Source organism: Lentzea sp. NPDC037011 (assembly GCF_055607425.1).
In genome coordinates this window covers 337,442-360,464 of the sequence record NZ_JBVJRT010000007.1, presented here as the reverse complement: position 1 = coordinate 360,464, position 23,023 = coordinate 337,442, and the positions used below count along the sequence as shown (strand labels likewise).

Sequence of the window (23,023 nt, the reverse complement as noted above, 5' to 3'; positions counted from 1 at the left end):
TCAGCTGCTCCCCTTCAACGAACGGCCCTTCCAGTGCAGGCTGCCCGCCCGCCGGGCCCGCCACGACCGGGCGACCAGGGTCAGGAACACCCCCACCGACACCGGGTGCGCGAGCGCGTCCGGCCAGACCCGGCCACCGGTGTGCCGGGCGGCCACGACGCGGCTGAGCACCCCCGCCGCGTACCCGACCGCACCCGCGCGCGACCCGGTGAGCGCCGCCAGCGGTGGCAGGACGTACAGCCAGGCGAACAACGCCGACACGGCGACCGCCGCCGCCGGGGTGCCGGTGGCCGACCACAGCGACTTCTCGTAGCCCTGCCGCACGTCCGCCCAGTCCTCGTACATCCGGCAGGCCGCCACCGTGCTGCCGTCGACGACCACACCGCGGCCGCCGCTGCGTTTGACCGCCCGCATCAGCGCGATGTCGTCGAGCACGGCGGTGGCGACACCGGCGAAGCCACCGCAGCGGTGGTAGGCCTCGGCGTCCACGACGAGGAACTGGCCGTTGGCCGCGGACAGCGCGGGCCGCGGCGAGGTCTCGGCCAGCCGCAGCGGCAGGAACACGAGCCACGACCACTGCAGCAGCGGCTGCACGAGCCGGGTCACGGCACCGTCGGCGAGCTGCCGCGGGAACGGCGAGACGATGTCGAGCCGGTTGGCGCGCAACAGCTCCACGGCCGCGGCCACCGCGTGCGGGGCGAGCACGACGTCCGCGTCGACGAACACCAGCACCCGCCCGCGGGCCAGCTCGGCCAGCTGCGCGCAGGCGTGCGGCTTGCCCGGCAGCCCGGCGGGTGGCCCGTCACCGGTGACGACCTTCAGCCGCGGGTCGCCGGCCGCCACCCGGCGCACCTCGTCGGCGGTGCCGTCGGCCGAACCGTCGTCGAGCACGACGACCTCCAGGTCGGGCACGCCCTCCTGCTCCAGCACCGAGCGGATGGTCGGCGCGATCCGATGGGCCTCGTCGCGTGCGGGCACCAGCACGGACACCGGTTCCACGCACTCGCGCGGGTCGGCGGGCGGCACGCGCATCAGCCGCGCGTTGACCACGGTGTGCACGGCGGCGGCAACGGCCCCGACAGCGGCACCGCGCACCGCCGCGGTGACCAGCCGCCTCATCGGTGCGCTCGCCACAGCGCCACCGCGAACGGCACCGCCACCGCACCCATCAGCAGGCCGGCGACCACGGACACCATGGGGCGGCCGAAGAACGCCGTGTGCGCCCACACCGACGACCCGTACGTCCACAGGTACAGCACCGGCGCCGGTCCGGACCGCAGGTCCAGCTCGTGCGACCGGCGCGCTTCGGCCGCCGCGTGCGGCACCGGCGCCCGGTCCAGCTCACCCGACCGGCGCGCCTCGGCAGCCCGGTGCGGCACCGACGCCCGGTCCAGCTCACCCGACCGCGTCCCGACGCCCCGGTGGGGCACCGGTTCGCGCGTCCGGATCAGCTCCACGACCCGCCGCCCCAGCGGCACCCGGTGCAGCTCGCGCGCCTCCCCGACGGTGCGCTGCAACGCGGTCATCATCAGCACGGCGACCAGCAGCCAGCCCGCGTAGTTCGTCAGCGGCACGTCGGCCACACCGGGCAGCGCAGGGGTGGGGTGCGCCCACTCCCAGTGGCCGGCGTCGACCATCTGCGGGTCCAGGAACACGTCCCACGCCGCCAGCGCCCACGCACCGAGCGCGACCACCGGCCACACCGGCCGGTCCGCGCGCAGCCACCGCGCCAGCGCCCGGCCGGCGAGCAGCGCGGGCCAGCACATCATCACCCAGGCCAGCGGCACGACCACCGGCACTCCGGCGACCTCCAGGCCCAGCGTGCCGGTGTAGCGGTAGTCGCCGAACGGGAACCCGGTGTGCACGCCGATCGTCTCGGCCAGCAGACCGCCACCACCGGCGACGGCCACCAGCAGCCCCGCCGCACGCGGGCCGAACCGCGCGTACGCGTCGCACACCGACGCGACGGCGAACGCGAGCACCGAGCCGACCGTCGTGAACAGGCGGTCGGCCGGGTCGGTCATGGAGTAGACGATCTGCGCCAGCACCACCAGCGCGCCGAACAGCCACGCGACCGCTGCCGCCGCCCGTGCGCCGGTGGCCCCTCTGCCGACCGGCTGCCCGGCCGCGGTCACGCGGACCTCCGCCGGCGGGCCGCGGCGCGCAGCAGCGGCACGCGGCCCTCGGACGGCACGGTCCACAGGTCCGTGCCGGTGACGCCCCAGCGGCCGAGCAGCTGGTTGGCGGCGACGAACCCGGTGGTGGCCGCGCGTTCCATCAACGCGACCGGCAGGTCGACCCGGACGAGGTCACCGGCCAGCACGACGAAGTCGTCCGGTGTGCTCACCCGCGGCCGGTGCTCGTAGCCACCGGCGGGGAACAGCGGGCAGTCCTCGCGCCATTCGTGCCGTTCGTCGACGACGGTGGCCCGTTTGGTCTCGGGGTAGATCTCGGTGAGCTGCTGCCAGAGCCGTTGGCGGGCCTCGGTCTCGTCCACGTCGGCCGGAATGGCGTACCCGTGCAGCTCCACGACGGAGCCGCCGGTGCGCGCCGCCCACGCCCGTGCCTCGTGCTCGTAGTTGTCGAGCACGCTGACGTTGTCGAGCAGGTCGTACCCGCTCGTGCCGACGAAACCGGGCCGGTCCACGGGTTCGTCGAGCCAGTACCGCGACACCAGGAACGGCGGTGCGGTCCGCAGCGCCGCGATCCGCTCCCGCCACGGGGCGTCGCCCAGGTCCGGGGACGCGGCCACGACCTTGCGCAGACCGGGCACCTCGGCGGCGAGGACCACCGCGTCGGCGTCGATCGTGCCGCCGGCGGTGGTGACGGTGAACCGCCGCTTCCCGCCGCGGGCCACCGACCGCACCTCGGTGCCGGTGCGGACGTCGGCACCGAGCTCGACGAGCCGGCATCCCAGCGGGTCCCACAGGCCGTGCGGGAACGGGTCGGCGGCGACGTCGAAGAGCAGGCCCTCGCTGGAACCGAGGAAGTAGATGTGGAACATGACCGCGAGCTCGGCGGCCGACATGTCCCGCGGGTGCGCGAAGAAGCTGCGGGAGAACACCTCGAACGCCAGCGCGTGCGCGGCTTTCGGGAACCGGACGCGTTCCAGGTACTCGACGGCGTCGATGCGGTCCAGGTCGTCGTAGACCTCCGGCACCGACACGTCCAGCAGCTTGAGCGCCGCCTCCGGGTTGATGCCGGGCAGGTCGCGCCACCGGAACGTGGGACTGCTGCGCAGGAACGCGAGCACGTTCCACGGCGCGGTCGTCGGCAGCCCGGCGAACGAGTCGCGGTCGCCACCGGCGTGCCACAGCGGGTAGTCCGGCATCGGCGTGAGCGCCCTGCCGCCGGGGTCGACCCGCCCGAGCAACGCGCGCAGGTTGTAGTACTGCCGGAAGAACGCGTGGAAGCCGCGGGTCATCGTGACCTCGCTGCCGTCCTTCAGCCGCGTGCTCCAGCCGCCGACCCGCCCGCCGAGGTAGTCCTCGCGTTCGCACAGCACCACCCGCGCGCCGCGCTCGGCGAGCACGGTGGCCGCCGAGAGCCCCGCGATCCCGCCACCCACGACGACGACGGCGGGAACGTCGTCGGTGAACCCCGGCCGTCCCGCGGGCGCGGCGATCCGCACCGCCTTGCGATCCCTCACCGCTGCTCCTGTCCAGCCCCAAGCCCTTTGGTCGACCGTATGGGTGACCGGGCCGGTGTGCACGACGAGCGGGTCAGCGACGTCGAAAGCGCTGGTCAGGAAGTGGGCTCGCGGAACAGGTCGGTGTAGAACCCCTGCTTGGCCGCGACGGCGGTCTTCGTGGTGGCCGGCTGCACGTCCGGGTGGCTGAAGAGCCCGTCCGCGACGACGTCCGCCGTCGACTGCGCCGAGGCACGCTGCGAAACCATCTGGTTGTTCATGGGAATGCGACTCTCCGAGTGCTGTGCCCGCCGGCGGCAGGCGGTGGTGCTCCAGCTTTCCCGCGCGGGACCCACCGGAAACCGGGAACGGCGACGAATTCGTCCATAATGGAATGCAGGGGTCCGCGGCCAGCCCGTGACGACGCTCACCCGGTGTTCACCTGATCAGGGCGTGACGCCCGCCGCGGAGCACGTGTCCTCAAGACATCCGGAACTCGACTGAGGAGGACGCGATGTCGCTGGCGGACAAGTTCGGCAACAAGGCGGAGGACCTGGGAGGCAAGGCCAAGGAGGCCGCCGGCGAGGCCCTGGGCGACGAGCGGCTCGCCGACGAGGGCCGCGCCGACCAGGCCAAGGCTGCGCTCAAGGACGGTGTCGAGAAGGTGAAGGACGCGGTCGGCGGCATCGTCGACAGCGTCACGAAGAACCTCAAGAAGTAACCGGAGCGAGCCGGGACGCCCGCGCCGGGGTGTCCCACCCGCTCGCGGGGAGCACGGAGGTTCGCGGACACCGGTCACCGGGAACCCGGTGCGACATGGACACGCGAACGGCGACGGCCCCATGAACGCCCAGCAGCTCGACATCAGCTTTCTGACCTGGGCGGTGACGGTCGGTCTGGTCGTGCTGCTGCTCGCGGTCGACCTGCTCGTCGCGGCCAAGCGCCCGCACCACGTCGGGTTCGGCGAGGCGACGGCATGGTCGGTGTTCTACGTGGCGGTGGCCCTCGGGTTCGGCGTCTGGTTCACGCTGCACTACGGCGGCGGGCCGGGTTCGGAGTACTTCGTCGGCTACCTGGTCGAGAAGAGCCTGTCGGTCGACAACCTGTTCGTGTTCGTCATCATCATGTCGACGTTCGCGGTGCCCGACCAGCACCGGCACAAGGCGCTCACGTTCGGCATCGTGCTCGCGCTCATCATGCGGACGATCTTCATCGCGCTCGGCGCCACGCTGCTGTCGTTGTTCTCGTTCGTGTTCCTGCTGTTCGGGCTGCTGCTGATCTACACGGCGGTCCAGCTGTTCCGCCACCGCGACGAGGACCCCGACATCGAGGACAACGTCGTGGTCAAGACCTCGCGCCGGGTGCTGCCGGTGACCGACGACTACGTGGACGGCAAGCTGTTCACCCGCGACAACGGCAAGCGCATGGTCACGCCGCTGTTCGTGGCGCTGGTGGCGATCGGGACCATCGACCTGCTGTTCGCGCTCGACTCGATCCCCGCGGTCTTCGGCATCACCGCCCAGCCCTACGTCGTCTTCGCCGCGAACGCCTTCTCGCTGCTCGGGTTGCGCGCGTTGTTCTTCCTCGTGCAGGGGTTGCTGGACCGGTTGGTGTACCTGTCGGTCGGGCTGTCGCTGATCCTCGCCTTCATCGGCGTGAAGCTGATCCTGCAGTGGCTGCACGAGGACGTCGACGAGAGCGTCCCGGAGATCCCCACGCTGCTCAGCCTCGGGGTCATCGCCGTGGTGCTGCTGGTGGTCACGGTGGCGAGCCTGGTCAAGACCAAGCGCGACCCGTCCGCGAAGGCCCGCCCCGCCTCGCTGCGGACCCGGCGCGCGTCCGCCGGACGGACCCGGCGCGAGGAAGACGACCGGGCGCGTCGCTGACCGTTGCGGCGGGCCGGTTCTTGGACACTCCACAGTGGACTTGCCTCCCGCGTCGAGATCACCACGCGTGACCCCTTCCTCCCGGTCGGGCGGAAGTGCGCACCTCTCCCGGGTGACAGTCGCACGTCGAGTTGTGGGCCCTGCCGTTCCGGGCCTAGGTTCGGAGTCCTGACGACCTGACGTGCGAGTTGAGCCTGCAGCTCGGTGACCGGCCTCGTGCGAGGGAGAACCCGAGATGCCGCACCCCGTTCCAGGGCTGACCGACCGCTGGTCGCTCCACTCGACGTCGCACGACGGGATCACCGTGATCGCCGTGGCCGGCGAAGTGGATACAACCGCGGCCCCGGCACTGGCGGCCGAGCTGACCGCACAGGCCGAGCAGCAACCCCGTGCCCTGCTGGTGGACCTGGGACAGGTCGTCTCGCTCAGCCCGTGCGGGGTCGGCGCCCTGCTCGACGCGCACGACCAGACGGCGAACCGGGGCGTTCCGCTGCACCTGGTCGCCGCCGGGCCGGAGGTGCTGCACGCGCTGGAGGTCAGCGGCCTCGCCGACCTCGTGCCGCGGCACCGGACGCTGCTCGACGCGTTCCGCTCGGCCGGCCCGGCGGTGGTGCGGCGCATGCGCGTCGCCCTGGTGTCGGAGCAGGCAAGCCCGCTGGTGGCCGACCACGGGCAGGGGGCGCACGTCGGACAGCTGTCGGCCGCGTTGAGCGGGCTGGGTCACGAGGTGGTGGTCTACACCCGGCGGAACGGCCCCTCACCCCTGGACCGCGTGCGGACCGCCGAGGGCTACGACGTCGTCCACGTGCCGGCCGGGCCACAGCACCCGCTCACCGAGGACGAGACCGTGCCGCACCTCGGCGAGTTCGCGGAGTTCCTGGCGCGGGAGTGGCGGGCGCGTCCGCCGGACGTGGTGCACACCCACCACTGGACCTCCGCGCTGGTGGGCGTGATCGGCGCCCACCTGGTCGGGGTCCCGGTCGTGCACACGTACACCGCGGTGGGGGCGGAGCGGACCGGCCGGCGGGCCGATGCCGAGGTGCTGGTCGCGCACAGGGCGTCGGCGATCGTGGCGATGAGCGCGCAGGAGGCGCAGGAGCTGTGGCGGCTGGGGTTGCGCCGCACGCAGGTCTCCGTGCTGCCGTGCGGGGTCGACCCGGTGCTGTTCCGCCCCGAGGGCCCGGTTGCGGTGCGCAACGCCCTGCGGCGGGTCCTCGTGACCGGCGGGCCGGCGCACCGCGGCGGGGTCGCCGACACCCTCACCGCCGTGTCCACGATGGACGACACCGAGCTGGTGGTCGCCGGGAACTGCGGTGACGACGCGGACCTGCGCGAGCTGGCGGGCCGGCTCGGCGTGCGGGACCGGGTGGTGTTCGCGGGCGCGGTGCCGCGGGCCGAGCTGCCGCGACTGCTGCGCTCGGCCGACGCCGTGGTGTGCGTGCCGTCGGCGGAACCGTTCGGTGTCGCGGCGTTGCAGGCGATGGCGTGCGGCGTCCCGGTGGTGGCCACCGCGGTCGGCGCGTTGCTCGACGTCGTGGTGCACAACGTCACCGGCCTGCACGTGCCCGCCGGCAAGCCCGCCACACTGGCCAGGGCGTTGCGGCGGCTGCTGGCCGACGACACCTGGCGGGAGGAGTTCGGCGTCGCCGGACGTGACCGGGTGCTGGCGCGCTACTGCGGTGACCGGATCGCGAGGGAGGCCGTGGCGGTCTACGAACGGGTCGCGGCGTGCCGGGGTGTCACGACGAAGTCCGACTGAACCGGGTGCTCAGCTCGGCCACACGAACGCCTCGTGCTTGGCCGCGTGGTGGTGCTGCGCCGCGGGCGGGTGCTGTCGCTCGTCTCTCGCCGTCGCCGGAGGAGGCAGGACGGGCCGTTCCGCGACCGCCGCCCCGGCGCGAGGCGCGCCGGTGACGTACTTGGCGTACAGCTCATCGAAGATCGGCGTACCAGTCATGCGGACATTGTGGCGGCAAGAATCGCGGAAAAGGACCGAAAACCTGCAAACCGCGAGATCGGGTGACGCCACGTCGTGGCAAGCGGAACAATGTCGTTGCCCGGCTGCGGAGGTCACCGGCAAATCTACGGGTTCCGAACGCGAAGCAGCGCCCGGCTGGTTTGCCCAGCCGGGCGCTGCTTGGTGGGGACCACCGGTCCGCTGAACCGCGAACCGGCACCCGCCGACCTCAGTCGCGATGTTCGCCCAGGTCACCCGCGTCGTCTTCGAGAAAACGGAACCGGACGTCCGGACATCGCCGAAACGGTCGGGGTCACGCAGCGGTCAGACGATCAGTCGTCGTCGCCGTCGTGGGCGTGGGCCTCGACCACGTCGATGTCGGTGTCCGGGTTCGCGCAGACGCCGCTGTCGTTGTTCGAGAGGATCGGCACCGCGATGACGTTGACGTCGACGTGGCAGACGTTGATGTCGCTGAGGACCTCGGAGTCCTCCAGGTTCAGCAGGCCGACCTGGTGGGTGTGGTCGTACTCGGCGGCCATCGCCATCATGTGGCCGAAGTCCTCGGACTCACCCGCGAACGCCGGCGTGCCGACCAGCAGGAAAGCAGCACCGACAACAGCAGCGGCAACAGTCTTCTTCAGCATGGAGAATCGCTCCTCTTCGAGCACTCGTGGTTGGGTCTGACTACGTGCAGGTGCTGGAGAAGGGGAACGGAGTGCGGCACCCCGGCCTCGGCCCCGCTCCCACCCACGACAACGGCGCAACCTGGGTTGCGCCGTCGCGTCACTTGTCGTCGGGGTTGCCGCACAGACCGCTGTCGTTGTCCGACAGGACCGGCACCGCGATGACGTTGACGTCGATGAAGCAGGCGTTGAGGTCGCTGAGGACCTCGGAGTCGTTCAGGTCCGCAACACCCACCTGGTCGGTGATGTCCAGCTCGGGGGTGTCGGCCAGCGCCTGCGAACCGAAACCGAGGAAAGCGCCCGCGATAGCGACGGCCGCCCCTGCCTTCTTCAGCACGAAAATCTCCTTGAGTGATTGAATCGATCGGAATGCGCCGAGAAAATCGAACCGGCCGCAACTCCGCGAGAACCGTATCCAAGTGCTCTCGGAACGCAAAATCAGACATCACGCGATGGTGTGAACGAATACAATTCACCACTCGATCGAGTGATCTTGCGTTTCCCGCGTTTGGGGAATTTTCGGCACAGGAACCGGACTGGTGCCGGAAATGGCGGCGGGGATGGCCGGTGCGCCGGCCGCCGGCCGCCGGCCCGCGTCGTCACGGACACCGGTCGTGCATCGCGCGTCCGCGACCGGGATGCTTGTCGGGAGCGGAAGGCGGACTGGTGATGCGGATAGCGGTCTCGGCGCAGGACGGTGTCGCCGTCGTGCGGCTGGCCGGCGAGGTCGACATGACCAACGCCGACCAGGTGCACGGCGCACTGGCGAAGGAGCTGGAGGCGCGCCCGCGGGGTCTGGTGCTGGAGCTCGCGGTGGAGTTCTTCGACTCGGCGGGCCTGTCCGTGCTCGTGGCGGTCAACCGGCTCGCGGCGGAGTCCGGGGTCGCGTTCGGCGTCGTGGCGAGCGAACGCGCCGCGCGGCAGCCCATCGAGATGACCGGGCTGCACGAGCTGCTGACGATGTTCGCCGACGTGCCCGCCGCGGTCGGGGCGTTCACACCGGCGTCTTCTGCCACCGAGTGACCACCGGTCCGCTCGCGGACATCACCCGTTCGTAGGTCGTGGCCGTCTCCAGCGCCACCCGCTCCCACGCGTAGCGCACGCGGGCGCGGTCCTGGGCTGCGAAGGAGAGCTCCTGGCGCCGGACGTCGTCGCGCAGCAGTGACCGCAGCGCCCGTGCCAGCAGGCCGGGTTCCCGCGGTGGCACGAGCAGTCCGGTGGCGCCGTGCACGACGCTCTCGGCCAGGCCGCCCACCGCCGAGGCCACGACCGGCACACCGCAGGCCATCGCCTCCAGCGCGGCCACGCCGAACGGTTCGCGCCGCTGCGGGCACGCCACGACGTCCGCGGAGCGGTAGAGGGCGGGCAGCTCCGCGTGCGGGACGGGGCCGCGGAAGGTGACGCGGTCGGCGACGCCGAGCTTGACGGCCAGGGCGCGCAGCCGGCGCAGCTCGGGGCCGTCCGCGCCGCCGGCGACGACGAGCTCGGTCCACGCCACCGCGGGCAGCGCGCCGATGAGGTCGTCCACCCCCGCGTCGGGGCCGAGCTCGCTCACCGCGAGAACGCGGCACATCCCGGTGCGCGGTGCGGCCGGGCCGGTCGGCGTGAAGACGTCCGCGTCGACACCCCACGGCACCGTGGTGATCGCGGAGCGGCGCAGGCCCAGCCGGACGAGCTCGTCCACCTCGTGCCCGGACGTGGCGATCACGGCCGCTGCCGTGCGCCCGACCAGCCGCTCCGGTCCGGCGGAGTCGCCGCCGACGGGTGCGTGGAAGCTCTGCACGACCGGGATTCCACTCGACCGGGTGGCGAGCACCGCCGCGAGCCCCGACGTCCAGTGGTGGGCGTGCACGACGTCGGGTGCCGCCGCACCGGACCAGCACCCCTGCAGCCGCCGCACGAACTCCCCGATGTGCGCGACGACGACGTCCTCCTCCAGCGGTTGCTCCGGGCCGGCCGGCAGGTGCACGACGGCGAACCCGTCGGCGACGCGCACCCGCTGCGGCAGCCTGCGGTCGGTCCGGCGGGTGTACGCGGTCACCTCGTGGCCCTGCCGGCGCAGCGCCTCGGCGAGCTTCGCGACGTGCAGGCGCGGGCCGGCCGCATCCGGGTCGGTCAGTGCGGTCAACGGGTTGGTCTGCAGCGAGACCATCGCGATCTTCACCTGGTCACCTCCGGGTTCGGCCACGGGTTGGGCCGGCACGTCCTGCCGTCGCGCGGCACCGTCCTGCCCTGCGGGGTGGCGGCGGTGACCTCGGCGAGCCGGTCGTTCGAGACGGAGAGGGTCTGCTGCATCATCACCGGCGCGAGCGCGCCGTCCTGCGGGCAGACCTCGTGGCCGTGACCGAGGTGGTGCCCCACCTCGTGGTTGACGAGGTACTTCCGGTAGCCCGCCAGGTCTCCCCCGAACGACTCGGCGCCGCGGAACCACCTCGGAGCGCTCACGTACACGACCCCGTCGATGTAGCAGGACGTGTCGTAGGGCAGCTCGAACCCGCAGGTGGCCCTGGCGGTCGCCGGTGCGGTGAGCCGGATGCGCACGTCGGGTTCCTCGACGTCGACCCGGCGGAAGGCGACGGTCCCCGACGCCGTCCACCCGCGCGGGTCGGCCAGCGCCGCGTCCACGGCGGCGGCGAACGGCTGGTGCTGCGAGGGCAGCACCGCGCCCTGCTCCACCTCGACCGAGTAGGTGTGCACCTGCCCGCGCCCGACCTGCGGGGTGGTGCCGGCGATGGTCCGCCACCAGCCCTCGCCCGTCTCGCGCACGTACTCGCCGGGCGGCAGGTCGGGTCCCGGCTTCGGGGTGTCCGGGCTGGTGAGCGCGAGGACCTCGGTGCCGGGCGCCGGGCTCGGTGTGCTCGACGGGCTCGGCGGCGTGCTGGTCGAGGAGGGTCCAGGGCGCACGGAGATGCGCGAGTCGATCACCGGGACCTGGGGCTGCGCGACACCGTTCTGCACGTCCGATGGCGGCCAGCTCCTCAGCAGGCCGAGCGTCACCCCCGCCAGCATCGCGGCGAAGACGTACATGACGATCCTGCCGGTGGTCATCGGTGTTCCCCCGTCATGAGCAGCTGAACAGCACCGGGCAGGGTGCGCGGTGCAAGGCCGCGAGCGCGGCCGGTTGCAGACCCTCCGCCGGCCCGCGTTCCCGCCCGGACACCACGAGCAGGTCGCTCGGGTAGAGCCGGGTCTCGTCGTCGACGGACCTGGTCTCGTGCACCAGCTCGACGATCACGTCCGGGCACGCGGAGTGGACGACGTCGGCGGCGTCGAGCGAGTCGACGACACCGGCGTACGGCCGCGTCAGCACCCGCAACCGGGTGGCCCGGCGCGCCCGGCAGTGCACGACCGCCCGCCGCAGCACACCTTCACCACCCACGGGGTCGATGACCGCGGTCACGACACCGTAGCGCCCGGCGAGCGCGGCGGGTTCCCCGCACACCACCACGACGTCGCGGCAGTCCCGTCCGGCGAGCGGCGGCGCGGCCTGGGCGGTCGCGCGGGAGATGACCACCAAGCCGCCTTCCCAGCGCGCGGGTGGCTGGTCGGGGTGTTCGACGTGGACGGTCAGGTCCGGGTGGCCCTCCAGGAGCTGTGCCACGCGGTGCGGGGCGTTCCCGGCCCGCACCACCAGGCCGACGCCCAACGCCTCGGCGCACGTGGCCGCCCAGCGGACGCCCGTGCCGCCGCAGTCCTGGAGGTCGACGACGACGCAGGTCGCGGTGACGTCAGCAGGGTCGGCGGTGAGGTCGTCGGTGGTGAGGTCGTCGGTGGTGAGGTCGTCGGTGGTGGGGCGGTCGGCGATGGCGGTCATCGGGTCACGCTCAGCGGGTCGGTGGTGGTGCGGGTGGTCTCGGCGGGCGCCTCGGGCGGCGCGGTGACGGCGGCGGGGCCGGACGCGGGGTCGGCGTCGAGTTCGGCGCCAGGCTCGGTGCCGGGTTCTGCGCCGGGTTCGGTGGCCGTGGAGTCGGCCGGTGCGGCGTCGGACTGAGCGACATCGGACTGAGCGGTGTCGGGCTGGGCGGGGTGGGTGAACAGCTTCTCGACCAGGGCCGGGTCGGCCAGCGTCGTCTCGGCCGGTGCGGCGTCGGACTGAGCGGTGTCGGGCTGGGCGATGTCGGTCGGTGCGGGGTGGGTGAACAGCTTCTCGACCAGGGCCGGGTCGGCCAGCGTCGACTCGGCCGGCGCGGGTGCGGGCTCGTCCAGCAGGGGCAGGCCCGGGGTAGTCTCGGTCAGCGCGGCCATGGCCGGAGCGGAGTCGAGCGGCGCGGACGGCGCAGCCGCGGCCAGCGCGGTCCCAGCCGGTGCGGGCTCGATCGACGCGGACTCGGTCGCCGCGGCCATGGTCAGCGTCGACTCGAGCGGCGCGGACTCGGGAGCCGCGGGCTCGGTCAACGCGGCCATCGTCAGCGTCGACTCGGCCTGTGCGGGCTCGGGAACCGCGACCTCAGCCCACGCGGGCTCGGCCAGCGCCGACCTGCGCAGCCTGCGCCGCACCACCGCGGGCTTCGCGTCCTCGGCCTCGGTCCGCACAAGCGCAGCCGGTGCGAGCTCGGTCGAACCCGGCCTCACCCGCCCCGGCTCCGCCCGTCCGGTCTTCCCCGACCCGGGTTCGTCCACACCGGACTCACCCACCCCGGACTCACCTCGCCGGATCTCGTCCACTCCGGACCCACCCCGGCCGATCCCACTCCGCGCGAGCTCGTCCCGGCGGGAACCGTCCATCCCGGACTCACCCCGGTCGTCCCTACCCCGCTGGAGCTCGTCCCGGCGCGACTCGTCCACCCCGGCCTCCCCCAGCCCGGGCTCCTCCCACGCGGCACGTGCCTGCTCCCCCGGCTTCCGCTCCGGTTCCGCCTGCCGGGGCAGTGGCAGGCCCTGCACGGTCGCCAGCTCGGTGTACCACTGGTCCAGCAACCGTTGCCGTTCCCCGAGATCGGCGAGCAGGGAGCGGGACTGCTCCAGCGCCTCTCCTACGATCTGCCGGGCGCGCTGGCTCGCCTCCGCGAGGCGGCGCTGGGTCTCCTGCTCGGTCTCGTCGAGGAGCCGGGCGTGCCGGCCGGCGGCCTCCTCGGCGCGCTGCACGGCGTTCTCGGCGCGGGCGCGGGCGTCGGTCTCGATCTCCTCCGCCTTGCGGCGGGCGACGTGCAGCAGGTAGCGGATGCAGCCGGAGACGGCGTTCTCCTTGCTGTGCCCCGCGTGGATCATGCGGTACTCGGTGAGCTCCGAGCGGGCTTCCTCGAGGTGCCGGGCGAGGTCCTCCGCGGTGGCGAGGGCGGCGTCGCGGTCGGCGCAGGCGACCTCCAGCTGTTCCTCGAGGCGGGCGAACGCCTCGTCGACCTGCGCGCGGTCGTAGCCGGGCCAGCGGGTGCGGAAGCCGTCGTGGCCCTCGTTCAGGAGTTCGTCGATAGCCATTGCCCCTGTCCTTTCCCTGAACGTGGGCTGTGGTCGTGTCGTGGTCGGCAGGTACCCGCGACCTGGCCATTCAGTCGTTCCGGACCAGGTATGCACTCGCTCTAGTGAATTCCTCACGGAGTGTCATCAATTCTGGTGGACGGTTCATCCGTCACGGGGGCGCAGGGCGGTGACCCTCGGGTATCCCGGTTCAAATCCGGTTGGAGGTGGATGCGGTGAGCGAACACGGAGCACTCGACAACGCCGACTGGCGGCCGTTCACGACCGCCCTGTGCACGGCGGCGGCCACGTGGGACGCCGACCTCGGACGGCTCCTGGTCGGCGACGACACCGAGGTGCCGATCAGCCCTGCCGACGCCGAGGACGTCATGCGCGCCATCGCCGCACTGTCGCAGCGGATGGGTGCCGCCACGGCCTCGATCGTGCGCGCCACCGCGCAGACCCGGCTCGACGTGGCCGACACCGGCGAGCTGGCCGGGCACGTCGAGTCGCTGGGCCTGATGGCGCTCTACGCGGAGGCGATGCACCGCGCGGCCGACCTCGCGCGCGCCGTGGTGGCGTGCGCGGAGACCGCCGACGCCTGAGGCGGCCCGGGAGCACGGGCGGGACGCCCGTCGAACGGGACCTCGGCACAGACCCGGCACCTGTCAGGAGCCGCCGGCGGGCGTGCTCACCTGGAGCCCGGCCCGCCACGGTTCCGAGGTGTTGTCCACGGTGAACTCGAACGCGACCTCCGCGGTCAGCGACAGCGACGTCGGGCTGGGGGCGCGGACGACCAGCACGTGGTCGCCCTCCGCGAGCTTGACCTCGTTCAGCACCAGCCGTTCGCCGACCCGTCGTGTCGCGACCACGGTGTCGTCGACGAGGACCTCCACCTCGTTCAGCACGCTGGGGTCGCTCGCGGAGACGCTGACGTTGCGCATCGCCGAGACGGGCACGACCGACCCGTCCTCGATCCCCTCGACCACGAGGCCGGTTCGCTCGATGTGCACCACCGAGATCACCACGAGTGTCGACGACACCGCGAAGACCACGGCGAGGAACACGAGCAAGATGAGGTTCGACCTGCTTGCCGAGAGGCTCATGGCTCATCCTGTGGCCAGTGCGGCTAGCCGGTCGGCGCCGCCGTTGAAGACGTTCTGGTCGATCGGTGAGGACGTGAACTGCCAGATCGTGTGGAACGGCCACTGGAACGGCATCGGGCCCACCGAGGGCGCGTACCTGGCCACCCACAACGGGTTCGTGGAGCTGAAGTCACCGGTGCGGCCGGTGCACCTGTCCCACCACAGCGTCGAGGTGTAGATCACCGGCCAGCGCTTGGTGAGCGCCTGGTAGGTGTCGCTGAAGCTCTTGATCCAGCCCACCATCGCGGCGGGGCTCAGGCCGTAGCAGGTGTCGCCGCCGTAGGGGTTGTACTCGATGTCGAGCGTTCCCGGGAGCGTGCGGCCGTCACGCGACCAGCCGCCGCCGTTCGCGACGAAGTACCGCGCCTGCGTGGCGCCGTCGGAGCGGTCGGGCAACGCGAAGTGGTAGGCGCCCCTGGTCATGCCGACGTTGTAGGAACCGTTGTACTGCTGGGTGAAGTTGGGGTTCTTGTAGTTCGTCCCCTCGGTGGCCTTGATGTAGGCGAACCGCTTGCCGTTGTTCCACCAGTGTCCCCAGTCGACGGCACCCTGGTGGCTGCTGACGTCGATCCCGTCCACCCGGCCCACGCCGAGGTCCGGTGGTGTCATGAGCATCTCGCCGGTGCCCTCGTGCTTGGCGATCTGCGAGCCCGCGAAGTGGTCCTCGGCGCCTTCTGACGCCTGTGCGGGCGCGGTGCACAGCGCGCCCACGACCAGCGCGACCGCGGCGGCGCGAAGTACGAGGTGGCCAGCACTTGGTTGCGACGGCATTGGACTTCCTCCCCGTGTGTGAATCGTCTGATGGCCAGCTACCCGTGCCGGTAACGGAAAAACCGGACACCCACGGGTTGACACGAGCGGGTGGACGGACGGCCCGGAAAGCACTCTCGGTGACCGGTTTCGCGGACCGGGTTCATTCGAAGCGGGCGCCTGATCACGGGGACGGCGGGTAACCGTCGGAGGCCGAACCATCGAGGGGAGTCGACAGTGGACCGCAGGAGGATCGCTTCGTGCGTCGGAAAGCTCGCCGGGCTGTGCCTGGTGGCCGGCCTTCTGGTGGCGGGGCTCCTCTTCCCGGCCGCCGGGACGATCGGCACGGTGTCGAACCGGATCAGCGACCAGGTGAAGTCCACACTGGCCCAGATGCTGAACACCCAGCCGCCGTTGATGACGACGGTGGTGGACAAGGACGGCACGCCGATCGCGTACCTGTACGACCAGTACCGGGTGCGCACGCCACCGGACAAGATCTCGTCGCACATGAAGGACGCGTTGTTCGCGATCGAGGACCGCAGGTTCTACGAGCACAACGGCGTCGACTGGCTCGCGACGCTACGGGCCGCCGCGCGCAACAACGCCAGCGGTGAGGTGGAGCAGGGCGCGTCGACGCTGACCCAGCAGTACGTGAAGAACTACCTCGTGCACGTGCTGGCCCGCACCGACAAGGGCGCGCAGCAGGACGCGCAGGAGCAGAGCCTGTCCCGCAAGCTGCGGGAGGCGCGGATCGCGGTGGGGCTGGAGGTGGCGCTGAGCAAGGACGAGATCCTCTCCCGCTACCTCGACCTGGTGCCGTTCGGTTCGACGATCTTCGGCATCGGTGCCGCCGCGCAGGCGTACTTCGACACGACGCCGGACAAGCTGACGGTCACGCAGTCGGCCACGCTCGCCGGCATGGTCAACAGCCCGACCGCGCTCGACCCGGAGGCGCGGCCGGACAAGGCGTTGCAGCGCAGGAACATCGTCATCGACGCGATGGTGGCGGAGAACAAGCTGCCCAAGGAGGAGGCCGAACGGCACAAGGCCGCGCCCCTCGGGCTGCAGGAACCCGTCCGTCCGCTGCAGACCGGGTGCGTCGGCGCCGGGCCGTCGCACGGCTTCTTCTGCTCGTTCCTCATCGAGTACCTGACCGAGGCCGGGTTCAACCTGGAGGAGCTCAAGATCGGCGGGTACCGCATCGAGACCACGCTGGACCCGAAGATCACCGAGCAGGCCAAGCAGGCGGTCGAGGCGCAGGCGCCCAAGAACACGCCGGGCGTGGCCAACACCATGGCGATCGTCAAGCCCGGCAAGGACTCCCACGAGGTCGTGGCGCTGGTGGCCAACCGCGACTACGGCCTCGACAAGGAGAAGTTCCAGACCCAGTTCGACCTGCCCAGCGGTGTGGAGAACAAGTTCGGCACGGGCTCGGTGTACAAGGTGTTCACCGCGGCTGCCGCGCTGGAGAAGGGCATCGGCATCGACACGGTCATCCCCTCCCCCAACTCCTACACCTCGCGGGTGTTCAAGGGCGGCGCGGCGTCCTGCCCGTCGACCGGGGAGCCGAACACCTACTGGTACTGCCTGTCGAACCACAACGACCGCTACCCGCCGCAGATGCCGTTGCGCCAGGCCCTCGCGACCTCGCCGAACACGGCGTTCGTGATCCTGGAGGAGAAGACGGGCCTGGACGCGGTGGTGGACATGGCCTCCCGGCTGGGGATGCGCAAGACGATGGCCACGAACATCGCCGGTGTGGCACCGGACCCCAAGGCCGTCAAGGAGCTGCGCGTCTCCCAGGCCGAGTACTACAAGGCCAACGCCAACGCGTCGTTCACCCTCGGCCCGGCCCCGTCGAGCACCCTGGAGCTCGCGAACGTCGCCGCGACGATCATGAGCGGCGGCAAGTGGTGCAAGCCCACGCCGGTGCGCAAGGTCTACGACCGCGACGGCAAGCCCGTGGAGCTGGTCAAGCCGCCGTGCGAGCAGGCCGTGGCCGAACCGCTCGCCAACGCGCTGGCCGTCGGCCTGAGCGAGGACAACAAGGGCATGGGCACCACGGCGTACGCCGCGCGCCAGGCGGGCTGGACGCGCCCGATGATGGGCAAGACCGGCACGACCGAGGAGTACAAGTCCGCCGCGTACATCGGCGCGACCCCCGACTACGCGGGTGCCGTGCAGGTGTTCAACGACAGCACCTCGCCGCAGGGCATCTGCATCAGCTCGGGCCCGCCGCGGCTGTGCCCGGAGGGCAACATCTACGGCGGCACGGCTCCCGCGGCCACCTGGTACCAGACGATGATGACGGTGCACGCGGACCTGCCGGAGAAGCCGCTGCCGGAGGTGGAGGACCGCTACCGGCACGGCGACCAGCAGCAGAAGATCCCGGACGTGGTGGGCGCGGACCTGGAGAAGGCGACGGCGATGCTGCGCGAGGCCGGGTACCAGGTGTCGACGGTGTCGGTCAGCTCGACGAAGCCGTCCGGCTCGGTGATCTCCCAGTCGCCGCAGGGGATCGCGATCCGCGGCACGGCGGTGACGCTGTCGGTCAGCAACGGCGCTCCCCGGCCGGCCCCGGCGGCGCCGACGACTCCGGAGACGACCGCGCCGCGGCCGGAGCCGGTGGCACCGGTGTCCTCGCCGGCGGAGGAGCCACCGTCCTCCGCGCCCACCGGCTGACGCGGTTCTCGCCGGTGGTCTCAGCTCGGGTGCGGGCCGTGCTCGCCGTCGAGGCCGAGGGTGTGGTCGTCCGGGCCGCAGCCGAGCGCGGCGGCCCGTCCACGTCCACACCGTCCGAGCGGCACTGACCGGACGCGCACGGGCCGCGGTCGCGCCGGGTCCGGCGGGCACCGCATCGCAGAACGGCCTCCGGCCAACGCCGGCACCCCGTCGAGGCCGAGCGCGGCGGTCCGGTGAGCGTGATCAGGCCAGGTGCGCGGACCGGATGTCCCGCCGCGAGCCCAGCCCGAGCTTCCGCAGCACGCTCGACGTGTGCTGCTCGACGGTCCGCGGTGACAGGAACAGCACCTCGGCGATCTCGTTGTTCGTGAGCCCGGCGACCAGCAGCCGCGCCACCTCCCGTTCCCGCGGCGAGAGGTCGTCGCCGTAGCCGCGGCTGCCGCGCCGGGACGGGGTGACCGCGCCCAGGCCGCGCAGCAGGTGGCGGCAGCGGGCCGCGTCGTGGGAGGCGTCGAGCGCCTCGAACCGGTCGGCGCAGCGGGTGTAGGCGGTGATCGCGGCGCTGCCACCGCGGCGCAGCAGGTGCGAGCCGGCCCGTTCCCACGCCAGTGCCGCGAGGTAGGGGGCCCGGCAGTCCTCGTAGGCGCGGGCGGCGGCGGTGAAGCACGGTGTCCCGTCACCGCCGGTGTGCGCGGCGAGGGCGCCCCGGCAGGAGTGCAGCGCGGCGGCGGCCAGCGGTGCGGCCGCCTGTGCGATGCCCTCCTCCAGGTCGCGCACGACGTCCCTGGCGTCGTGGACGCGGTCAGCGGCCAGGTAGGCGTCGACCGCCGCCTCGGCCAGCTCCCCCGCCCACGCCCACACCTGCTTGCGCCGCGCGAGTGCGAGCCCCGCGTCGGCTTCGTGGCCGGCCCGTGCCACGTCGTCGCGCAGCGCGAGCCGGACCAGACCGGCGCTGCCGGCGAGCGCGACCGGGGTGACGGCGTCGCGCGGGGTGCGCACCCCGGTCTGCTCCAGGTGCGCCGCGGCGGCGGCCCACTGGCCGCGGGCCAGTGCGAGCAGGCCCAGCACCAGGTGCAGCTCGCCCGCCACCGCCACCAGCCCGCGGTGCTCGGCCAGCAGCGCCGCCGCCCGTTCGGCCAGCCCGTCCCACTCGCCGGTGAACCAGGCGAGCCGCACCTCGGTGCTGTGCGCGGTGCTCAGCACGTACCGCGCGCCGCTGTCGCGCGCGGCCCGCATGCCGAACCGCAGGTGGGCGCCCGCCTGGTCGAAGCGGCCGACGATGGTGAGCGAGTCGGCGAGGTTGCAGTGCGCCCGCGCGACCTGGCGCTGTTCGCCGAGGGTGCGGCCCGCCCGCGGCAGGCTGTCGAGCCGGTCGAGCACCGCCCGGTCGCCGACCGCCACGAGCGAGCCGACAACGTTGGCAACGAGCGAGATGCGCAGCTCACCGTCCTCGCAGCGACCGGCGATGGCGTCGGCCTCGCGCAGCCACCTGGTCAGCGACGGCAGCGGCGCGTCGCCGTTGAACGGCTGGGCCAGCGCGCTCACGCACTTCGCGGCCAGCTCCGGGCGCCCTGCCAGGTCGTCGACGGCGAGCTCCAGCTGCGCGCGGCCCTCGGCGAGGGTGTCGGACTGGCGGGCCAGCAGCAGCCCCAGGTGCATCCGCACCTCACCGCGCGCGGCGGGCGAGAGCCGTTCGTCGGCCAGCAGCGGTTTGAGCACCGCCACCGAGGCGGCGACGTCCAGGCCCAGCAGCGACGCCTCCCCCAGCTTGGCACCCAACCGGTCGACGTCGGCACCGGACAGCGACGCCTCGGCGAGCAGCAGCCGCAGCAACGCGGTGGCGGTCGTGGCGTCGGCGGAGGCCAGTGCCTGGTCGGCGGCCCGTTCGCCGTAGGTGAGCCACTCGTCGCGCCGGTGGGCGAGGCGGCTGTGCTCGGCCAGCTGCACCAGCGGCGGCGGGTCGGCCGCGGCCAGCGACCGGACCGCCCGCGCGTGCAGCTCGGTGCGGTGCATGACGCCGACGGCGCAGTACACGGCCTGCCGGGCCAGCGCGTGCCGGAACCAGTAGGTGTTCTCCCCCGTCTGGTGCAGCACCGGGCGGGCCAGCGCCTCGTCCACCGCCGCGCGCAGCCGCTGCCCTGCCAGGTCCGCCACCTCGCCGAGCTGCTCCGCGGTGACCGGCTCGGTGAACACCGAGGCCGCGCGGACCAGCCGGCGCGCGTCGGGCGTGAGCGCCGCGACCCGTTCCGCCACGGACTCCCGCACCAGCACCGGCACCCCGCCGTGGCCCGCACCGTGACCGCGGATGGCCTCCTCGACGACGAACGGCAGCCCCGCCGTGCGTCCGTGCAGCTCGGCGGCGACCGCCTCGCCCACCGCGGGCACCCCCAGGACCGCCGCGGCCAGCTCACCGACCTGCGCGACGTCCAGCGGCGCCAGCTCGACGATCTCCGTCGTCACCCCGGCGGCCGGCCGGAACGCGGTCCCCAGCGGCATCCCGCCGGTCACGTCCTCGCGCCGGAACGTGATCACGACCGCCAGCCGCGCGGGCGGGTCGGACAGCAGGAACCGCAGGAACGCCAGCGTCGCCTCGTCGGCCCAGTGCAGGTCCTCGACGACGAGCACCGCCGGTCCCGCGACCGCGAGCACCTCGCGGACCGCCCGGAACAGCAGGTGCCGGTCGAACCGCGGGTCGGCGGCGGTGACCGGCGCCGGCAGCACGTCCGCGAGCTCCGGCACGACGGCCCGCAGCGCGGCGGTGACCGGCGACAGCCCGCCACCGGCCAGCACCCCGCGCAGCCCGCGCAACGCCTCCAGCACCGGCCCCAGCACGAACGGTTCCGGCGTGCGCTGGCACCGCCCGGTCAGCACGGTCGGCAGCACCGGCGCGACGGCCGCGACCAGCTCCCGCACCAGCCGGCTCTTGCCGACCCCCGCCTCGCCCTCCACCTGCACCAGCGCCGGTCTGCGCCCCACGACGGCGGCCCGCAGCAGGCCCAGCTCGGCGGCACGGCCCACCAGGGCCGCGGGGGTGGACGACGACTGGGCTCCTGGCATGTGGTCCCTCCGGACGAACGTGCGTTCACCGGTGTAGAGGCGCCCAGGGCCGGAACGGGATGCGCGGGAGCGGAATCCGCCGGAAACCCGGCAGCGCGGGACGCCGCCGTGAGCCCACCGGCGACGTCCCGCGCTCACCGCCTACGCGCTGCGGTAGTCGATCGTGTGCCGGTAGACGAGGTTGCGGGTCGACGCGGACACGTCCAGCCCGGCGGCGGGCCTGCGGGAGAGGAACCACTCGCGGAGGTTGCTGGTGCGGTTGCCGGCGAGGCTGTCGAACGTGCGCACCGGCCCGTTGTCGACCTCGCGCCACAGCCGGATCAGCGCGCCCGCCACCCTGGCCTCCACCTGGTCGCCGTTCTGCAGGTTGGTGGCCGAGGTCGGCTGGGACGGGTCGAACCAGCGGGTGTTCATCAGGTCGACCTCGACGCCGTTGACGTAGACGTACTTGCCGTCGCCCATGACGTAGCCGGCCAGTGCGTTGGCGAAGCCCTCGGTCCACCCGCAGTTCGTGCCGCTGACCCGGTTCGGGTAGTGCGGGCTGGGGCAGTCGTCCCGCGGCCACCACCCCTGGTGGAGCACGTCCATCAGCCCGTGCCCGGCCTCGTGGATGACGAGGTGCTCGGAGTCGGGGTCGGCGGCGGCCAGCTCGACGTGGCGGTCAGGGAGGGCGACGGAGTTGTCCCAGTGGGCGCCGACCGTGCTGTCCGGGTGCCACCAGAGGGAGAGCTTGCGGCAGGTCCCGGTCTCGGCACCGGTCCAGCACCGGCTCTGGCCGTGCACGCCCCACAGGCGGGTGATGATGTCGAACGCCCGCCAGCCGCGCATCTGGAAGTCGGCGGGGGCGGTCGCGCCGAAGTCGACCTCGGTGCCGGTGGCGACCGAGGTCTTGGCCGCGGTGTAGCTGGTGTAGGGCGTGCTGGTGGTGAACGGCCGCACCTGCCACAGGCCGGAGTCGGCGGTGAAGCGCACCCACACCTGGGACAGGGTGGTCGTGGCGGGGAAGCACACGCGGTACGAGCCGTCCTGGGCGCTGGTCAAGCCGGTGCCGTAGGTCGTGACCTGGCTGCCGGCCGTGGTGCGTCCCTCGACGCGCACACCGGCGTTGCGGACGGGCTTCCACGTGTTGTCCGGGGTGGCGTGGCTGTAGCTGCCCTTCGCGCAGACCTGGTTCGCCGCGGCCTGCGCGTCCTGGACCGCGGTCCGCGACACGGTGGCCATGTCGGCGCCGTCCGCACCGGCCCTGGACGCACCGGGCTGTCCGGCCACGGTGAGCGTCGCGGCGGAACGGGCGGGGCGCAGCCGGGCGTCGGTGCGCACGGTCGCCTCGACCTGGGCGGGACCCGCCTGCACGGCCGTGACGCCGAAGCGCACGGTCCGCTCGGCGCTCAGGCCGATCGACTGCTCGGCGACCGTGCCGAACCCGGCCGTGCGCGGTGCGGAGAGCCCGCCGCGGTCGGTCAGCCGCAACCCGGCCGGCAGCCGCACGACGAGCTGGGCCCGGTCGACGCGGGCCTTCGGGCGCAGGTGCAGGGTCGCGGTCGCGGACTCGCCGACGGCGGGCAGCCGGTCCAGCGCGAGCTCCGTGTCCACACAGGACTCGGGTGCCGGCGGGCACTCGGCGGCGGCGGTCGCGGGCAGGGGGACGGCCAGCGCGGCCGCCGACGCGACCGCCAGGGCGGTGATGAGGTGGGGAACCATTGCAGGGGAGCCTTCCGGGCCTGGTCACACCGTTGTGACGACCGAAAGGATGGGTCGCGGGGCCCGCCGCGGCAATGACGTCGGGACGCCCTCGCCAATTGTGTGAAAAAGGTGCCGCCACGGCCGGGACGCGGCCT

General features: G+C 72.8%; 21 protein-coding genes. 6 read left to right on the top strand and 15 right to left on the bottom strand.

Annotated elements, in window-relative coordinates; genetic code table 11:
• From ACZ7CH_RS23860 to ACZ7CH_RS23845, 4 genes are all read right to left on the bottom strand, one after another.
• Complete coding sequence (locus ACZ7CH_RS23860) at window positions 1-1,119, bottom strand: glycosyltransferase family 2 protein (RefSeq protein WP_470374889.1); 1,119 nt, start codon at window positions 1,117-1,119, stop codon at window positions 1-3.
• Window positions 1,116-2,135 (bottom strand): carotenoid biosynthesis protein, encoded by a 1,020-nt coding sequence (locus ACZ7CH_RS23855; RefSeq protein WP_470374888.1) that lies wholly within the window; start codon window positions 2,133-2,135, stop codon window positions 1,116-1,118. Before ACZ7CH_RS23855 ends, ACZ7CH_RS23860 begins: the two co-directional genes overlap by 4 nt.
• Window positions 2,132-3,649, bottom strand: a complete 1,518-nt coding sequence (locus ACZ7CH_RS23850) for an FAD-dependent oxidoreductase (RefSeq protein ID WP_470374887.1) — start codon at window positions 3,647-3,649, stop codon at window positions 2,132-2,134. Before ACZ7CH_RS23850 ends, ACZ7CH_RS23855 begins: the two co-directional genes overlap by 4 nt.
• A gap of 95 nt (window positions 3,650-3,744) precedes the next feature.
• Window positions 3,745-3,897 carry a hypothetical protein gene (locus ACZ7CH_RS23845; protein ID WP_360392972.1) on the bottom strand — a complete coding sequence of 51 codons (153 nt, stop codon included), beginning with the start codon at window positions 3,895-3,897 and terminating at the stop codon, window positions 3,745-3,747.
• A gap of 245 nt (window positions 3,898-4,142) precedes the next feature.
• Between ACZ7CH_RS23845 and ACZ7CH_RS23840 the strand changes: the two genes are divergently transcribed.
• The 3 genes from ACZ7CH_RS23840 to ACZ7CH_RS23830 all read left to right on the top strand — a co-directional run bounded on the left by ACZ7CH_RS23840 (window position 4,143) and on the right by ACZ7CH_RS23830 (window position 7,273).
• The gene (locus ACZ7CH_RS23840; protein ID WP_470371132.1) at window positions 4,143-4,349 is read left to right on the top strand and encodes a CsbD family protein; all 207 of its coding nucleotides are present in this window, start codon (window positions 4,143-4,145) and stop codon (window positions 4,347-4,349) included.
• A 121-nt stretch (window positions 4,350-4,470) separates the two neighbouring features.
• Window positions 4,471-5,514 (top strand): TerC/Alx family metal homeostasis membrane protein, encoded by a 1,044-nt coding sequence (locus ACZ7CH_RS23835; protein WP_470371133.1) that lies wholly within the window; start codon window positions 4,471-4,473, stop codon window positions 5,512-5,514.
• Between the two features lie 235 nt (window positions 5,515-5,749).
• Window positions 5,750-7,273, top strand: coding sequence for an anti-sigma factor antagonist (locus ACZ7CH_RS23830; RefSeq protein WP_470374886.1), 1,524 nt, complete (start codon window positions 5,750-5,752; stop codon window positions 7,271-7,273).
• A gap of 9 nt (window positions 7,274-7,282) precedes the next feature.
• On the opposite strand, the gene ACZ7CH_RS23825 is transcribed toward ACZ7CH_RS23830, so the two are convergent.
• From ACZ7CH_RS23825 to ACZ7CH_RS23815, 3 genes are all read right to left on the bottom strand, one after another.
• Window positions 7,283-7,471 (bottom strand): hypothetical protein, encoded by a 189-nt coding sequence (locus ACZ7CH_RS23825; RefSeq protein ID WP_360392963.1) that lies wholly within the window; start codon window positions 7,469-7,471, stop codon window positions 7,283-7,285.
• 332 nt (window positions 7,472-7,803) lie between these two features.
• The gene (locus tag ACZ7CH_RS23820; RefSeq protein ID WP_360392960.1) at window positions 7,804-8,115 is read right to left on the bottom strand and encodes a hypothetical protein; all 312 of its coding nucleotides are present in this window, start codon (window positions 8,113-8,115) and stop codon (window positions 7,804-7,806) included.
• 139 nt (window positions 8,116-8,254) lie between these two features.
• Window positions 8,255-8,491, bottom strand: coding sequence for a hypothetical protein (locus tag ACZ7CH_RS23815; protein WP_360392957.1), 237 nt, complete (start codon window positions 8,489-8,491; stop codon window positions 8,255-8,257).
• Window positions 8,492-8,823: 332 nt separating this feature from the next.
• Between ACZ7CH_RS23815 and ACZ7CH_RS23810 the strand changes: the two genes are divergently transcribed.
• Window positions 8,824-9,177 (top strand): STAS domain-containing protein, encoded by a 354-nt coding sequence (locus ACZ7CH_RS23810; RefSeq protein ID WP_470374885.1) that lies wholly within the window; start codon window positions 8,824-8,826, stop codon window positions 9,175-9,177.
• On the opposite strand, the gene ACZ7CH_RS23805 is transcribed toward ACZ7CH_RS23810, so the two are convergent.
• The 4 genes from ACZ7CH_RS23805 to ACZ7CH_RS23790 are packed head-to-tail and all read right to left on the bottom strand — an operon-like array spanning window position 9,149 to window position 13,569.
• Window positions 9,149-10,318, bottom strand: a complete 1,170-nt coding sequence (locus ACZ7CH_RS23805; RefSeq protein WP_470371135.1) for a glycosyltransferase — start codon at window positions 10,316-10,318, stop codon at window positions 9,149-9,151. The two genes, ACZ7CH_RS23810 and ACZ7CH_RS23805, sit on opposite strands and share 29 nt — an antisense overlap.
• Window positions 10,315-11,202: a DUF3152 domain-containing protein gene (locus ACZ7CH_RS23800; RefSeq protein ID WP_458431441.1), complete on the bottom strand. Its 888-nt coding sequence runs from the start codon at window positions 11,200-11,202 to the stop codon at window positions 10,315-10,317. Before ACZ7CH_RS23800 ends, ACZ7CH_RS23805 begins: the two co-directional genes overlap by 4 nt.
• A gap of 13 nt (window positions 11,203-11,215) precedes the next feature.
• Window positions 11,216-11,968: a hypothetical protein gene (locus tag ACZ7CH_RS23795; protein ID WP_470374884.1), complete on the bottom strand. Its 753-nt coding sequence runs from the start codon at window positions 11,966-11,968 to the stop codon at window positions 11,216-11,218.
• A complete protein-coding gene (locus ACZ7CH_RS23790; RefSeq protein ID WP_470374883.1) occupies window positions 11,965-13,569 on the bottom strand; it encodes a hypothetical protein in 1,605 nt (534 codons plus the stop codon). The genes ACZ7CH_RS23795 and ACZ7CH_RS23790 overlap by 4 nt, the downstream gene beginning before the upstream one ends.
• A 215-nt stretch (window positions 13,570-13,784) precedes the next feature.
• Between ACZ7CH_RS23790 and ACZ7CH_RS23785 the strand changes: the two genes are divergently transcribed.
• Window positions 13,785-14,153: a hypothetical protein gene (locus ACZ7CH_RS23785; protein WP_360392943.1), complete on the top strand. Its 369-nt coding sequence runs from the start codon at window positions 13,785-13,787 to the stop codon at window positions 14,151-14,153.
• Between the two features lie 63 nt (window positions 14,154-14,216).
• Here ACZ7CH_RS23785 and ACZ7CH_RS23780 read toward each other — a convergent pair whose 3' ends face one another.
• Window positions 14,217-14,654: a hypothetical protein gene (locus ACZ7CH_RS23780; protein ID WP_360392940.1), complete on the bottom strand. Its 438-nt coding sequence runs from the start codon at window positions 14,652-14,654 to the stop codon at window positions 14,217-14,219.
• Between the two features lie 3 nt (window positions 14,655-14,657).
• Entirely contained in the window at window positions 14,658-15,464 is an 807-nt protein-coding gene (locus ACZ7CH_RS23775; RefSeq protein WP_360392938.1) for a lysozyme, read from the bottom strand.
• A gap of 216 nt (window positions 15,465-15,680) precedes the next feature.
• Here ACZ7CH_RS23775 and ACZ7CH_RS23770 point away from each other — a divergent pair, with 216 nt between their 5' ends.
• Entirely contained in the window at window positions 15,681-18,128 is a 2,448-nt protein-coding gene (locus tag ACZ7CH_RS23770) for a penicillin-binding protein (protein ID WP_470374882.1), read from the top strand.
• 243 nt (window positions 18,129-18,371) lie between these two features.
• Here the strand turns inward: ACZ7CH_RS23770 and ACZ7CH_RS23765 are convergent, their stop codons facing one another.
• Entirely contained in the window at window positions 18,372-21,185 is a 2,814-nt protein-coding gene (locus tag ACZ7CH_RS23765; protein WP_470374881.1) for a helix-turn-helix transcriptional regulator, read from the bottom strand.
• A gap of 141 nt (window positions 21,186-21,326) precedes the next feature.
• On the bottom strand, window positions 21,327-22,886 hold the full coding sequence (locus ACZ7CH_RS23760) for a hypothetical protein (RefSeq protein ID WP_470374880.1): 1,560 nt from the start codon (window positions 22,884-22,886) through the stop codon (window positions 21,327-21,329).
• Between the last annotated feature and the right edge of the window lie 137 nt (window positions 22,887-23,023).